We start from the raw sequence: 13928 nt of genomic DNA on the forward strand, positions 1-13928 counted from the left end.
TCCTCTGATCTCTCCTTAAATATAAAACATGTAGGCGTCGGATTGGCCGTTGCCGTCCGTGTGCTTCGCCAAATCCTCCAATGTTGTATTTTCAAGCACTCCTTTGATCGCGTCGCTAATTCGAATCCACAGCTCACGCTTTGCCGGCTCCTCGTCTTCAATGCCTTCAACGAGACTGATTGGTCCTTCTAGCACGCGAATAATGTCTCCCGCTGTAATTGTTTCCGGTTCTCTGCCAAGTACGTACCCGCCATAAGCGCCACGTATGCTGCGAACAAGTCCAGAGTTACGGAGCGGTGCAATCAGCTGCTCAAGATAGTGCTCTGACAAATTGTGGGCACCCGCAATAACTCTTAAAGAAGTCGGGCCCTCCCCGTGTCTCTTTGCCAATTCAATCATAATTGTTAATCCATATCTTCCTTTAGTTGAAATTCTCATATGTTTACCCCCTGATTTTGAGCTTTTTTCCATTCATTTACTCTGTTTATTAGTATATCGGAAAATTGTTGACATTGCGGCAATGAAACCCCAACCGCCGTTCCCATCAGCAAACTGAATAGAAACGTGCCGAAGTGAACCGGTCCACCGATCAGCCAGGCGATGGCTAACACGATAAATTCCATTCCTCGCCGGATGCTGGATACTTTCCAGCCTGTTTTTTTCATGACAGCCAGCATAAAGCTGTCTCGTGGCCCAGCGCCAAGCTGTGCAGAAAGATAAAAAGACATTCCATAAGCCATGACAAACACACCTGCAATAAACATGACGAGCTTTCCTTTGAAGCTGCCGGGTGTGACAATGATCGGCAGCCATAAAAAGAAATCAATGAAGATACCAACAAGCAGCATGTTTAAATAAGCCCCTATTTGCGGCCATTCCCGCAAATAGAAAGAAGCAATCCCTAAAATTAAAAGACCGACAAGCACCGACCATGTACCAACCGTCAGTCCTACTTGTTCATACAATCCTACATGAAGGGCATCCCACGGCGTTGCCCCAAGGTCTGCTCGAATCAATAGAACAATACCGAGAGACATAAATAAAAGGCCAATCGTAAAAATCGTCAGCCGAATCACAATATTCCCCTGCTTTTTTGCCTTTTCTCTTTTCATCCATTTTTCCCCTTATCGAATGGATTGTCTATTACCTTTAATATAGTCAGCTTTCGCTATTATATCATAGAAAACCGGTCAAAAAACATGCTCTGCTCTCATTTCCTATGATACAGTGGAGAAAAAGAATTGGATCAAGAAATGAGGAATAAGCATGAAACCATTAGCCTTTCGAATGCGTCCGCGGACGATCGAAGAAATTGTTGGCCAGGAGCACTTGGTCGCCCCTGGAAAAATCATTTATCGCATGGTCGCAGCAAAGCAGCTGTCCTCCATGATTTTATACGGCCCGCCCGGCGTTGGCAAAACATCGATCGCCAGTGCTATTGCCGGCAGTACAAAATATGCTTTTCGGACATTAAATGCTGTCACCAGCAACAAAAAAGACATGGAAATTGTGGCTGCCGAAGCAAAGATGTCGGGAAAGGTCATTTTACTTCTTGATGAGGTCCATCGGTTGGACAAAGGCAAACAAGATTTTTTGCTGCCATTTTTGGAGAATGGGATGATTACACTAATTGGAGCGACCACAAGTAATCCCTACCATGCAATCAATCCCGCGATTCGCAGCCGCTGCCAAATTTTTGAACTAACACCGCTGACACCTATCCAAATTGAAGAAACATTACGGAGGGCTCTTGAGGATAAAGAACGGGGTCTCGGCAGTTATCATACGGAGGTAGAAGAAAGCGCCCTTCAGCATTTTTCCCAGGCGAGCGGTGGTGATGTGCGCAGTTCATTAAATGCCCTTGAATTAGCGGTGTTATCTACACCTCCAAACGAAGAAGATGTCGTTGTTATTAGCCGTGAGATAGCTGAAGAATGCTTGCAGAAGAAAAGTTTCTCTCACGATAAAGACGGTGATGCTCATTATGACGTGATCAGTGCTTTTCAAAAATCCATCCGGGGCAGCGATGTGAATGCGGCTCTTCATTACTTGGCACGGTTGATTGAAGCTGGTGATTTGCCCAGCATTACAAGAAGGCTGCTTGTGACGGCTTACGAAGATATTGGTCTTGCTAGCCCACAAGCAGGACAGCGGACACTCGCCGCTATACAAATCGCGGAAAGGATTGGTTTTCCGGAAGCCCGAATTCCACTGGCAGCAGCCGTTATTGAATTATGCTTGTCACCGAAGTCCAATACAGCCATTACAGCGATCGATGCTGCTCTCACTGATATACGTGCTGGTAAAAGCGGTGACGTGCCTGACCATCTGAAGGACGCTCACTATGCAGGCGCCAAGGAACTTGGCCGTGGGATTGAGTATAAATACCCTCATAATTATGACAGCGGCTGGGTGAAACAGCAGTACCTTCCTAATACGTTAAAAAACAAACGCTATTACGAACCGAAGCAAACAGGGAAATTTGAACAGGCGCTGTCTGGCATCTATGAAAAAATTGAGAGAGGGAAATAATAGACAAAAAATTGAACATGCCCATGGCTATTGCAGATGTTTCTCTGCTTGAAAACTTGTCATATCCCCTCCTTCCTTTCGGTAAAATGATAGGAGTATGATAAAAGGAGAGGTTGTATGGTCAAGTCGTATGCTGAAACGGCTAAGTTTGAACATGAATTTTGGTTGCAAATATTAGGTGATCATGCCCGCTTCATTCACGATTCGCTTGCTCCAACTGAACAACGGGATATCAAACTGGCCCATCACTTCATCCAAGCTTTTGACCAGCTGTTGGAGAGCGTTCGAAGAGGAACAGATGATTTACTGGCGCTCAGCAGGCTGGCTGAGGGAGAAACAAAAAAGCTAAGAGCACTCAAACTCGATCTTATACGCAGACATCTTATAGGAAAAGTGTCCATCCATCTAAGTCCCACTTTTATTAGCCATATGGTGAATGAACTTGACGAATATATACGCCTATTAAATGACTTGAAAATAGGAGAAGTTCCTCCAATTTATCACGCGCTCCATCACCATTTATTGTGGCTGCTAGATGCAGCAGGCCACGCTGGTGCCATATCAGATAACATGGATCAGATTGAAAAGAAAATTAAGCAAAAAAGCGACAGCTTTACAAAGGATTTTGAAGCTTTTTACTTAAAAGCAGTAGAAATGACGGGATTCTTGCGGACCGCCCTTTCTACCTTTCCTGCATTGGATCGTTTTAACCAAGATACTTCTCTGGAAATAAAGCTATTTATGAATTTTCTCCGGGAAATTGAAGAACTGGAGATTAGTAAAGAAGCACTCGGAACATTCGCCCCGCTTATGGCTGACCATATGATGAGGGAAGAATGCTACTATTTAATGAAGCTCGCTGAGTCTACGGGACTGCAAATGCCAAGCTGCGATCCAACAAAGCCAAGAATAAATGAATAGCGAAAGAAAAGCGGCTGGTTTGCCAATCAGCCGCTTTTCTTTATTTAATCTCCTAAATGAAAAATGACACTTAAGCTATTTAATTTTTAAAAGCTCAAACAAGCATAACCCCATTCTAATTTTAGGACGGGGATAGAATACAGTTGTTTAACTTTTAATATAAGATATTTCACTGGACTAAAATTTAACTCTCTGTACACTAAGCTTAAGCAGCGACATCCCGCTTTGCAAATGTGGTAAATGCCAACAACTGAAAGAGGATATAATACACGGCAAGCACAGCTAGTGAAAAACCAGGCGTCATGCCTTCCACGAGCGGCTGCCCACTTTCAAATTGCATTAAATTTGTATTGGCAAACAGTAAATATTTGGCCCATTCATATTTCATCGCAATAATCATTGTCACATTCATGCCGACAAACAACAGGAATAAAGACATGCCGATAGCAAGCGAGCTGCTGCGGAATACGGCTGAAATCATAAACGCCATGGTGGCAAGCATAAACACATCGACGGACTTTAATACATACACTTTCAACAAGTAAAGGAACATGCTTTGTTCAACGACTTTCCCGCCTTCGTAGGCCAGGTGGGCAGATTCTCCGGAAGTGCCAAACAAGACAGCGCCAATCAGCGCAGATACAAGAAAGAGCACGGATATCATAAATAAACCGAACAGCACAACTGCCAAGTATTTAGAAAACAAAATTTTTGTGCGGCTGATTGGGCGGATCAGCAATAGCTTCACTGTTCCCCATGTGTATTCACTTGCAACAATTCCTCCTGCAATGATAATCATAAATAATCCTGCAAAGCTTAATAGATCACTGTTTCCTTCGATAAAAGACAGCATGTTTGTTTTTGTATCAATAGGTACATTATGCTCAAGTCGATAATCATTTACTTTTATTTGTCCCTGTAAGTATTCCTTACGATCTTTTGACATGCCCGTATCTTCTTGTAATTCTTTTTCATAACCAGCCGTTTCCGCCTTGATTATTTGTTGCCAGTCTGGCGTCTCTTTCTGCCGGCTCTCATCATACTTTGTAAAGCCGGCAAATGTACCTGCCATGAGAATTAGCAACCCGATCATGACATAGGTGCCAGGCCGTTTAAAAATCTTAATCCACTCGTTTTGAATTAAGCGTACCATTAGCTCACCGCCCCTTGCTTTTCTGTTATTTCTAAGAACCTTTCTTCCAGTGTTTTAGACAGTTGCTTGGCTTCATATACCTTTATATTCTTTGAAACAAGCAGACTAATCACTTCTGGAATTTGTTCTTTGTTTGCTTCAATGGATAAACAGCTTTCCGATATTTTTATTTGGGCGCCTTGGAAGGAAGCGGATAGTAATTTAGCTGCTGTTTCTACATGATTTACTTCTATTGAGTAAATTTCACGTCCGTCATCTACCCAGTCATGGACTGATTGGACATTAATTAAGCGCCCCTTTTGGATAATACCAATCCTGTCACACATCATCTCCATTTCTGACAACAAGTGGCTTGATACGATAACCGCCATTCCTTCTTTCTCTGCTAAATCACGGATATACTGGCGAATCTCTTTTATACCAGCAGGGTCAAGTCCATTTGTCGGCTCATCCAGAATGAGAATTTTTGGTTTGTGGAGAAGAGATTGGGCAATACCAAGACGCTGACGCATGCCGAGCGAATATGTTTTTACTTTGTCATGGATGCGGTCACTGAGCCCGACAAGCTCAATGACTTCGTCGATTCTTTCTTTCGTTATCCCTTTTTGCATGCGGGCATATTGTTGCAAGTTTTGATAGCCGCTTAAAAACTTATACATTTCAGGGTTTTCCACGATAGCCCCAATATGGCTCACAGCTTTCTCAAAGTCTTTTTGAATGCTGTGCCCACAAATGACAATGTCTCCTTCTGTCAATTTCATCAGCCCAACAATCATCCGAATAGTTGTTGTTTTGCCGGCTCCATTCGGACCGAGAAAACCAAATACTTCCCCTCCCTGTATTGTGAAACTTAATGAATCAATGATTTTTTTCCCCTTAATGATTTTGGAAACGTTTTTTAATTCTACTAATGCAGTCATGAACTAACCCCCTATTGGTAATTCTTTTTCAGCCATTGCAATACTGACAGCCCTTCTTCTTCCCGAAGCTCCTCTACGTGGCAGCGGGCACGCACTTTTCCCTCATCTAAAATAACTGCTTCTTCCAAAACTGGCTCAATCTCTGTAATTTCATGAGTAGTGATAATAACCGTCTGTTCACCAAAATCAATAAAAGAAACGAGTCCTTTTACGATCGTGTCTCTTACCATCGGATCAAGCCCTAAAAAAGGTTCATCCAATAAAAGGACTGGAGCCTCACGTGAAAGAACAAGCAGCAGCTTCAGCCGTCCCTGCTGGCCTTTTGACAGTTTTTTCACTTTTTGATGACGCTCAAGCTGCATAAACTGAATCAGTTCTTCCGCTTTATTCATTGAGAAATCGTTATATTGAGAAGCAAAAAACTGAATCATTTGTTCCACGGTCAGTCCCGGATAAATCATTCCTTCACTCGCAAGATAAGCTACATCTTGAGCAATGTAACGATCTACCTCCCGCCCGTTAATCATTACCTCGCCTTTTGTAGGAAATACGAGACCTGCCGCCATTTTCATCATCGTTGATTTTCCACTGCCATTTGGCCCTAGAATGCCATATATTTTCCCTTTCTCAAACTGAAGGTTAATGTCATCCAAAGCTTTTCTCTTACCGTACTCTTTCGTGACATTTCGCAATTCAATCATTGCCGGCTGTCCCCTTTCCCGATAAAAATTGTTCCACTGCTTCTGCGATCTCGCCGTCTTCTACACCAATCCCTCGCATATTCTGTATAAAAGTTTCGATCATCTCCCGCTGAATCTCTACTCTTAGCTGCCTTTTCATCTCGCTTTGTTCAGTCATAAACGTTCCCTGCCCTCTCCTCGTTTCTACTACGCCCATGCGTTCCAACTCTCCATATGTTCGTTGTATTGTATTTGGATTAACACCCGACTGAATAGCCATCTCTCTTACAGATGGCAGCTTCTCACCCGGGCTGACCTCGCCACGGACAAATTGCTGAATGATCCGGTCAGCAATTTGCCGATAGATCGGTTTCGATGTTTTGAATTCTTCTGTCATGTTTTACACCTCTACTTTTCGATTGAGCAGCCAGGCAGCAGCTAAAAACAAAGCAACATGAAGGAGAATGGAAAAAATAACCGGCCATATTTGAACAGCACCGTTCTCAATAGAGAAATGCATTCCGCCTACTCCCCATGCTCTCGCACCGGATTCACCGATATTTACAGTCCAACTTTCAAACCACTTTTGAACAAATGGTACTTGCAACAGCTTTGCTGTTATCCACTGGAGAAAGACATAGACGGCAATCACAACGAGCCAGCGTAATTTCTTGAATACCGGATAGGCGTTCAGCGAATGATACACCGCCCAAAGGAACAATCCCCAAACGGCAAAATATAAGGCTCCCGCTGTAAGGGCAATATTTAGCAAAAACCCTTCCCTGTAGGGCATCTGATTCTCGGGTGTATCAATAAAGCCTTGCGGCAAAGCAATGTTCAATGAAATGAGCGCCAGAACATCTGTTAGAACTAAAGAAACAATAAAAGCAGCAACTGCCACCAAGATTTTGGAAAGCAGCAGCTTTACACCGCCTGCTCTACTATGCAGCCAATACTGCCCTTTCTCCTCCGCCCTCAGCAAGATCATTTCCGCAATCGGCAAAAGCGCCACATGAAAAAAGTAGATCATGAAGAGAAATGGAAAAACGAGAAAAAACTCTCCATAATAAACAGCAACTGCAAGGCCACAACCATATACTGCCAATACAAGAATCAGCCATAGCCAAAAATAATTTCTAATCAATAAAAAGTCTTTTCTTAACAGTCCTTGAAACATTAACGATCCCCCCGTGTATCGGTGTTCTAGTTAGATAGTACACTAGAACATTGACACTGTCAATTCCCATTTCCTGTTTTTTCTCATAAAAAAAGCCACCCTGTCTTTCTAGGGTGGCTCTCCTATTAACGATAATAAGTCAATGAGCGGAAGGAGACTTCCTTTGATTAGAAAAAACCTCTTTCTGCTCTGTATTATGCTTTTACCTACTTCTGCCTTGCTGCCGACCGTTTCTCATTTTTACTCTCTCTAGCCATAACGGTATTAGAAAGAAAGAGCTTATATTTGCTTTTCATCATTTACACGAGTAATTTTAATGTCTTTTAATAACTCTCTTACCACATAGCTGGCCATGACCAATCCGCAAACAGAAGGAACAAATGCATTAGAGGCAGGAGGCATTTTCGCTTTGCGAATCTCCGCTTGATCATTGCCAACTATCTTGCGAACATCCTCACGAATAACAATGGGACTTTCATCAGAAAATACAACCGGGATGCCTTTACGGATTCCTTCTTTTCTTAGACGAGTACGAATCACCTTAGCGATAGGGTCCGTGTGAGTCTTTGAGATATCCGTAATTTGAAAGCGCGTTGGGTCCATTTTATTAGCTGCCCCCATGCTCGAAATGATTGGAATGTTGCGTTTCAGGCATTCTTTCATTAAATGGATTTTATAAGAAATCGTATCAGAGGCATCAACCACAAAGTCCAAGTCATACTTAAAGAACTCTTCATAGGTTTCTTCTGTATAAAACATATTGAGCGTAATGACTTCACATTCCGGATTAATGTCAGCAATTCGCTGCTTCATTACTTCTGCCTTTGGCTGGCCAATTGTTGACAGCAAAGCGGGCAGTTGACGGTTCACATTAGTAATATCAATGGTGTCTTTGTCTACGAGTACTAGACGTCCTACCCCTGAACGAGCCAGTGCTTCCACAGAAAAGGAGCCAACCCCGCCGATACCGAGAATAGCGACGGTACTATTTTTTAAAATGTCGAGCCCTTCTTGACCGAAGGCAAGTTCATTACGTGAAAATTGATGCAACATGAATAGGATCACTCCATAACTTTAATAATATATTCTTATCTTTTCAGATAGGAATAATCTTACTTGAAAAGATACATTCATTCAATGTTTTCCCCATTATATACATAAAAAAAACAGCCTCTTGATCAGAGGCTGTCGGTTATTTTAGACACAGAGGGGAAATCCCGATCGTGCCGTCCTATAAATCTATATGTTTTGAACCCGCTCTAGGCAGGTGGGTGCCCTGCAGTAAAATTTGTAAGTCCTCGCGAAGGAGGCATGTACGCCATTTACAAACCCGAGCTCCCGTAACATACATTGTTCGGTCAAAACAGATAGTGAAAATAAACGGACACATCAGGACTTCCCTTCGTTGAAATTATAATAACATACGTAAATAATGTTTTCAACTTTCAATTGTCTAAATATTTAAAAATCACTTTTTCGCTGTTTGACGAATAGCTAAATGCAATTCCTCCAGTTGGCCGGAGCTTACTTCACTCGGAGCATCCATTAAAAGATCGCTGGCACTCGCTGTTTTTGGGAAAGCAATCGTGTCGCGTAAGTTTGTGCGCCCTGCAAGCAGCATAACCATCCGATCAAGTCCGAGAGCAATCCCGCCATGAGGAGGAGTCCCATACTCAAACGCATCCAGCAAGAAACTAAATTGCTCTCTTGCTTCTTCCTTCGTAAAGCCAAGCACTTCAAACATTTTTTCCTGGATATCACGCTCGAATATCCGAATAGAACCGCCGCCAAGCTCATACCCATTTAAAACAATATCATAAGCTTGTGCTCGTACTTTTTCCGGTTCATCATTTAGGAGTGGCAAGTCTTCACGAACTGGCATTGTAAATGGATGATGAGCAGCAAAATAACGCTTTGCGTCCTCATCATACTCAAGAAGCGGCCAATCTGTCACCCACAGGAAATTAAATTTATTTTCATCGATTAAGCCAAGATCCTTTCCAAGCTTTAAACGAAGAGCGCCAAGGGCGTCGGCTACGATCGATTTTTTATCTGCCACAAATAGCAATAAGTCGCCTGCAGCCGCTTCTGCAGAAGAGATTAAACCATTTTGTTCTTCCTCGGAGAAGAATTTAGCGATTGGTCCCTTCAAGCCGTCTTCTTCCACTTTCATCCAGGCAAGCCCTTTTGCTCCGTATATAGCAGCGAACTCCGTTAATGCATCAATATCTTTACGAGAGTAAATCGTTCCACCATTTTTAACGTTGAGGAGCTTAACTTGTCCACCGCTGGCAACAGCGCTAGCGAACACTTTAAAGCCTGAATCCTTTACTTGTTCAGACACATTGACTAATTCCATACCGAAGCGTGTATCCGGCTTATCGGAACCAAAGCGACTCATGGCCTCGTCATAGGTCATTCGCGGGAATGCCTCAGTTATTTCAATGCCTTTTACTCGCTTCAGCACACGTTTCAGCATTTCTTCTGCCATAGCCATAATATCTTCCTGGCTCATAAAACTTGCTTCAATATCGATTTGTGTAAATTCCGGTTGACGGTCTGCTCGCAAATCTTCATCACGGAAACAGCGAGCAATTTGATAATAACGGTCAAATCCAGATACCATCAGCAGCTGCTTGAACAACTGTGGTGATTGTGGCAGCGCATAAAATTCTCCTCCGTGGACACGGCTCGGCACTAAATAATCACGCGCTCCTTCTGGTGTGCTCTTTGTCAAAATCGGTGTTTCTACATCAAGAAATCCTTCTTCATCAAGATAATCACGCACTGCTTTTGTCACATCGCTGCGCATTTTAAATGTTTCATACATCACTGGACGACGTAAATCCAGGTAGCGGTATTTCAAGCGAATGTCCTCAGACACTTCTGTCGCATCTTCAATTGGGAACGGAGGAGTTTTCGCCTCGCTTAAAATCGTTATTTCATTTACTTTTATTTCAACTTTTCCAGTAGCAATGTTTTCATTAACTGTACTTTCGTCACGAGCGATGACTGTTCCTTGAATATCTAATACATATTCATTACGTACTTTTTCAGCTATAGCTAATGCTTCAGCAGATGTTTCGGGATCAAACACGATTTGTACAATGCCTGTGCGGTCGCGAAGATCGATAAAAATGACTCCGCCTAAATCTCTGCGGCGCTGTACCCATCCTTTTAAAGTGACGCTTTCACCAATTTGCTGCTCTGAAATTTTTCCACATTCATATGATCTGCCAAACATTATTTTTCCTCCATTTTCTTTCTTAATGTCTCAACGAATTGGTCAAGCGTTATCTCTTGCTGCTCGCCAGTTTCCATGTCTTTTATATTGATTTTATTTTCCTTTAGTTCATCTTCGCCTAAGATTGCCACAAACCTTGCATTTAAGCGGTCGGCCGCTTTAAATTGAGCCTTCATTTTTCTGTCTTGATAGTCGCGTTCCGCCTTTATTCCTGCTTTTCGCAAGTCATGAACCAATTTAACCGTATGATCTCTCGCTTCTTCTCCTAAAGAAGCAACATAACAATCGAGACGGTTGTCAGCTGTCCATTCGATCCCTTCTGCCTCCATGGCAGCTAGAAACCTTTCCATACTAAAAGCAAAACCGATACCAGGAACGTCCGGACCGCCCATTTCACTAACGAGCCCGTTGTAACGCCCGCCACCGCACAAAGTTGTAATGGCACCAAACCCCTTTGCCCGGCTCATGATTTCGAAAGCTGTATGGTTATAATAATCAAGGCCGCGAACGAGGGTGGGGTCGATCGTAAAATTGATGCCCAAAGCGGTTAAATAGCTTTGCACTTTTTCAAAATATGTACGGGAATACTCATTTAAATAATCTAGAATAGATGGGGCTGACTTCATTAATTCATGATCCCGGTCTTTTTTACAATCAAGGATACGCATTGGGTTTTTTTCTAAGCGGCTTTGACAATCCTCACAAAACTCTCCAATCCGCGGTTGGAAATGTTGGATAAGCGCTTCTCTATGAGATACTCGACTCTCTTTATCGCCAAGGGAGTTGAGGACAAGTTCAATGTCCTTTAATCCTGCTGATTGATAAATGTCCATAACAAGCGCCATTACTTCCGCATCAATCGCCGGATCTTCACTGCCAATCGCTTCCACACCAAACTGAACAAACTGACGATATCGTCCTGACTGCGGACGCTCATAGCGAAACATTGGTCCGTTATAATATAATTTAACCGGTTGGTTCGGGTCACCGAACATTTTATTTTCCACAAACGAACGAACAACAGCGGCTGTTCCTTCCGGGCGAAGAGTCAAGCTGCGGTCGCCACGATCAGTAAATGTATACATTTCTTTTTGCACGATGTCTGTTGTATCACCGACACTTCGTTGAAACAATTCTGTGTGTTCAAAAATCGGCGTCCGAATTTCTTTATATTGATAATTACGGCAAATATCTGTAGCAATCTTCTCAAGCTGCTGCCATTTCTCTACCGTTCCTGGCAAAATGTCCTGTGTGCCGCGCGGAATATTTACACTCATTTCCTTTTCCTCCTTCAATCAATTTTCAGGTGTTTTTTTCCAAATAAAAAAACTCTTCATCCCTCCAAATAAGGGACGAGAGTTTCATTCCCGTGGTACCACCCTAGTTAAAGCGAACTTGTCGCTTTCACTTTTCCGATAACGCTTGGTCGCGTTTTCCCTTACTAAAAAACTTTTCTTTCAAGGAAAAACCTCCGGAGTGTTCCTTCATTATGGTGCTGGCGGGAACAGCTTACAGCCATGGCTATTCCTCTCTGGACGTGCGATCCGTAATTACTTTTCTCCCTCATTGGTTTGATCATTCAATTGTCAGTAACAGCCAAACAGGTACTAACGCGTATGATAAGGCCCGGGAGACTTCTCTAGACAGTCTCCAACCGTACTACACGTACACCTTCCGCTTTTCAATATCAATGTTCCTATTATAAAAAACTTTACTGAAGCATTCAAGTTTCTTTTTCACAACTTTCCGCATATAGAAAGCTTTTTGACTGTTTTATCCTGAAAAGACGGACCATTTTCTTAATTTTAGAAAAATCACGGAAAGAAACACCAAATCGTGAAAGAGATGCTAAAATAATACGTGAATTTATTTATCTTTTTTGAAGGCGGTGGATTATGGAAAGAAAGACAGTCAGTTTAATCATGGCATTTGTTTTACTATTGAGCCTTTTGCCTGCAGCCACTACTTTTGCAGAGGAGGCGCAACAGGTAGAAATTGCCGTGAACAAAGCAAATGTTCGCAGTGAGCCGAGTATGTCCGCCAGCCTGGTGGGACAAGCAGAGCGCGGCAAGAAGTACATAGTATTAAAGGAAAAATATGACTGGTATCAAATTCAGCTTGCAAACGGCACAAAAGGCTGGGTTGCTGGCTATATTGTTAAAGGGGCCAGCACTTCGGTCCAAGAAGACAAACAAGGGATTGTAAAAAGTACAACAGCTGAGAGATCGGCGACTGTTCTCGTTGATGATTTAAACGTACGCAACGAGCCTTCGCTATCAGCCGGTGTTCTTGGCAAGCTGCATATCGGCGAGCAAGTACCAGTTGAAAAAGTGACAAATGATTGGGTACATATCCATTACAAGGGACAAAGAGCTTGGGTAAGTCGACAATTTGTCCGCATCTCGAATAAAACGAAACAAACAGCGGACAACAGCGAGGCTCCAGCAGACGGTTTTGCCGTTATTTTATATAATGGGACCAACCTTCGTTCCGATGCCAGCACATCTGCTTCTGTCGTGGCAAGAGGATCACAAGGAGAACGCTATCCTATTCAATCCCGGGTTGGCGATTGGTATAAAATTAGTCTTTCCAGCGGCCAAAAAGCCTATGTGGCGAGCTGGGTGGTGTCAGTCAATGGAAAGGCTGCCGTGGACGAGCCTTCAACCGAGCCAGTTGATGACCGCACACCTGGGTTAAGAGGGAAAACCATCATTCTCGATCCGGGCCATGGCGGTGTCGATGCCGGGACCACGGGTATGCACGGAACGTTTGAGAAATTCATTACCTTAAAAACAGCGGAACGCTTATACCATAAGCTGCGTCAGGCAGGGGCTAATGTTATTTTAACCCGATCGGATGATCAATACATCTCTCTTCCTTCCCGGGTGGCCACGGCCAGATATCATCGTGCTGATGCGTTCATCAGTCTTCACTATGATAGCACTCACCATAACGGAGCAAACGGCTTTACTACCTATTACTATCACAATGGGCATAAACAGCTTGCAAAAAAGGTAAACCGTAATTTAGAACAGTCTCTTCCTATGAAAAATCGTGGTGTCCGTCACGGTGACTATTACGTTTTACGTGAAAACAGCCAGCCTGCCATTTTACTGGAACTTGGCTATTTAAGCAATCCACGAGAGGCTTCGGCTGTTGTAACAAGCCCTTATCAAGAATTAATTACCAATGGTGTATATAATGGGTTAAGCTCTTATTTTAATAACTAATATGAAAAACAGACGAATCCAAAATGGATTCGTCTGTTTTTTTATTAGCTCTGTTACGAAGGAGCATGGAT

General features: G+C 42.9%; 13 protein-coding genes, 1 other RNA gene and 1 other annotated feature. Of the genes, 3 read left to right on the forward strand and 11 right to left on the reverse strand.

Translation table 11 applies throughout. The annotated features are described in order from the left end of the window. Positions 1–15: 15 nt before the first annotated feature. The gene (gene cymR / locus CJ483_RS06650; RefSeq protein WP_120033274.1) at positions 16–438 is read right to left on the reverse strand and encodes a cysteine metabolism transcriptional regulator CymR; all 423 of its coding nucleotides are present in this window, start codon (positions 436–438) and stop codon (positions 16–18) included. Next, entirely contained in the window at positions 435–1112 is a 678-nt protein-coding gene (locus CJ483_RS06655; protein ID WP_120033277.1) for a YczE/YyaS/YitT family protein, read from the reverse strand. The genes cymR and CJ483_RS06655 overlap by 4 nt, the downstream gene beginning before the upstream one ends. 154 nt (positions 1113–1266) lie before the next feature. On the opposite strand from CJ483_RS06655, the gene CJ483_RS06660 reads away from it, so the two are divergent. Together CJ483_RS06660 and CJ483_RS06665 are read left to right on the forward strand one after the other, a co-directional pair. Then, complete coding sequence (locus CJ483_RS06660; RefSeq protein ID WP_182916986.1) at positions 1267–2532, forward strand: replication-associated recombination protein A; 1266 nt, start codon at positions 1267–1269, stop codon at positions 2530–2532. A gap of 117 nt (positions 2533–2649) precedes the next feature. Next, positions 2650–3453 (forward strand): DUF2935 domain-containing protein, encoded by an 804-nt coding sequence (locus CJ483_RS06665; RefSeq protein ID WP_120033283.1) that lies wholly within the window; start codon positions 2650–2652, stop codon positions 3451–3453. A gap of 205 nt (positions 3454–3658) precedes the next feature. Here CJ483_RS06665 and CJ483_RS06670 read toward each other — a convergent pair whose 3' ends face one another. From CJ483_RS06670 to hisS, 9 genes are all read right to left on the reverse strand, one after another. Next, entirely contained in the window at positions 3659–4606 is a 948-nt protein-coding gene (locus CJ483_RS06670; protein WP_120033286.1) for an ABC transporter permease, read from the reverse strand. Then, positions 4606–5526, reverse strand: coding sequence for an ABC transporter ATP-binding protein (locus CJ483_RS06675; RefSeq protein ID WP_120033289.1), 921 nt, complete (start codon positions 5524–5526; stop codon positions 4606–4608). The genes CJ483_RS06670 and CJ483_RS06675 overlap by 1 nt, the downstream gene beginning before the upstream one ends. Before the next feature lie 11 nt (positions 5527–5537). After that, a complete protein-coding gene (locus tag CJ483_RS06680; RefSeq protein WP_120033292.1) occupies positions 5538–6227 on the reverse strand; it encodes an ABC transporter ATP-binding protein in 690 nt (229 codons plus the stop codon). Continuing rightward, positions 6220–6603 carry a GntR family transcriptional regulator gene (locus CJ483_RS06685; RefSeq protein WP_120033295.1) on the reverse strand — a complete coding sequence of 128 codons (384 nt, stop codon included), beginning with the start codon at positions 6601–6603 and terminating at the stop codon, positions 6220–6222. Before CJ483_RS06685 ends, CJ483_RS06680 begins: the two co-directional genes overlap by 8 nt. A gap of 3 nt (positions 6604–6606) precedes the next feature. Next, on the reverse strand, positions 6607–7383 hold the full coding sequence (locus CJ483_RS06690; protein ID WP_120033299.1) for a hypothetical protein: 777 nt from the start codon (positions 7381–7383) through the stop codon (positions 6607–6609). A gap of 279 nt (positions 7384–7662) precedes the next feature. Continuing rightward, positions 7663–8436: a tRNA threonylcarbamoyladenosine dehydratase gene (locus CJ483_RS06695; protein ID WP_120033302.1), complete on the reverse strand. Its 774-nt coding sequence runs from the start codon at positions 8434–8436 to the stop codon at positions 7663–7665. A 157-nt stretch (positions 8437–8593) separates the two neighbouring features. Then, a non-coding RNA gene (ssrS, locus tag CJ483_RS06700) (6S RNA) lies at positions 8594–8782 on the reverse strand. A gap of 69 nt (positions 8783–8851) precedes the next feature. Beyond that, positions 8852–10627, reverse strand: coding sequence for an aspartate--tRNA ligase (aspS, locus tag CJ483_RS06705; protein ID WP_120033305.1), 1776 nt, complete (start codon positions 10625–10627; stop codon positions 8852–8854). Continuing rightward, positions 10627–11904: a histidine--tRNA ligase gene (hisS, locus tag CJ483_RS06710; RefSeq protein WP_120033308.1), complete on the reverse strand. Its 1278-nt coding sequence runs from the start codon at positions 11902–11904 to the stop codon at positions 10627–10629. The genes aspS and hisS overlap by 1 nt, the downstream gene beginning before the upstream one ends. 68 nt (positions 11905–11972) lie before the next feature. Next, positions 11973–12203, reverse strand: a binding site (T-box leader). Between the two features lie 319 nt (positions 12204–12522). Here hisS and CJ483_RS06715 point away from each other — a divergent pair. Next, positions 12523–13857: an N-acetylmuramoyl-L-alanine amidase family protein gene (locus CJ483_RS06715; protein ID WP_120033311.1), complete on the forward strand. Its 1335-nt coding sequence runs from the start codon at positions 12523–12525 to the stop codon at positions 13855–13857. Positions 13858–13928: the final 71 nt, after the last annotated feature.

The organism is Bacillus sp. PK3_68 (assembly GCF_003600835.1).
Classification (GTDB): domain Bacteria; phylum Bacillota; class Bacilli; order Bacillales; family Domibacillaceae; genus Pseudobacillus.

What these genes read in the sequence shown, in the direction of transcription:
- hisS (WP_120033308.1), bottom strand. Translation starts at nt 11,904, where the DNA reads ATGAGTGTAAATATTCCGCGCGGCACACAGGACATTTTGCCAGGAACG.
- CJ483_RS06690 (WP_120033299.1), bottom strand. Translation starts at nt 7,383, where the DNA reads ATGTTTCAAGGACTGTTAAGAAAAGACTTTTTATTGATTAGAAATTAT.
- cymR (WP_120033274.1), bottom strand. Translation starts at nt 438, where the DNA reads ATGAGAATTTCAACTAAAGGAAGATATGGATTAACAATTATGATTGAA.
- CJ483_RS06655 (WP_120033277.1), bottom strand. Translation starts at nt 1,112, where the DNA reads ATGAAAAGAGAAAAGGCAAAAAAGCAGGGGAATATTGTGATTCGGCTG.
- CJ483_RS06660 (WP_182916986.1), top strand. Translation starts at nt 1,267, where the DNA reads ATGAAACCATTAGCCTTTCGAATGCGTCCGCGGACGATCGAAGAAATT.
- CJ483_RS06695 (WP_120033302.1), bottom strand. Translation starts at nt 8,436, where the DNA reads ATGTTGCATCAATTTTCACGTAATGAACTTGCCTTCGGTCAAGAAGGG.
- CJ483_RS06665 (WP_120033283.1), top strand. Translation starts at nt 2,650, where the DNA reads ATGGTCAAGTCGTATGCTGAAACGGCTAAGTTTGAACATGAATTTTGG.
- CJ483_RS06675 (WP_120033289.1), bottom strand. Translation starts at nt 5,526, where the DNA reads ATGACTGCATTAGTAGAATTAAAAAACGTTTCCAAAATCATTAAGGGG.
- CJ483_RS06670 (WP_120033286.1), bottom strand. Translation starts at nt 4,606, where the DNA reads ATGGTACGCTTAATTCAAAACGAGTGGATTAAGATTTTTAAACGGCCT.
- CJ483_RS06680 (WP_120033292.1), bottom strand. Translation starts at nt 6,227, where the DNA reads ATGATTGAATTGCGAAATGTCACGAAAGAGTACGGTAAGAGAAAAGCT.
- CJ483_RS06685 (WP_120033295.1), bottom strand. Translation starts at nt 6,603, where the DNA reads ATGACAGAAGAATTCAAAACATCGAAACCGATCTATCGGCAAATTGCT.
- CJ483_RS06715 (WP_120033311.1), top strand. Translation starts at nt 12,523, where the DNA reads ATGGAAAGAAAGACAGTCAGTTTAATCATGGCATTTGTTTTACTATTG.
- aspS (WP_120033305.1), bottom strand. Translation starts at nt 10,627, where the DNA reads ATGTTTGGCAGATCATATGAATGTGGAAAAATTTCAGAGCAGCAAATT.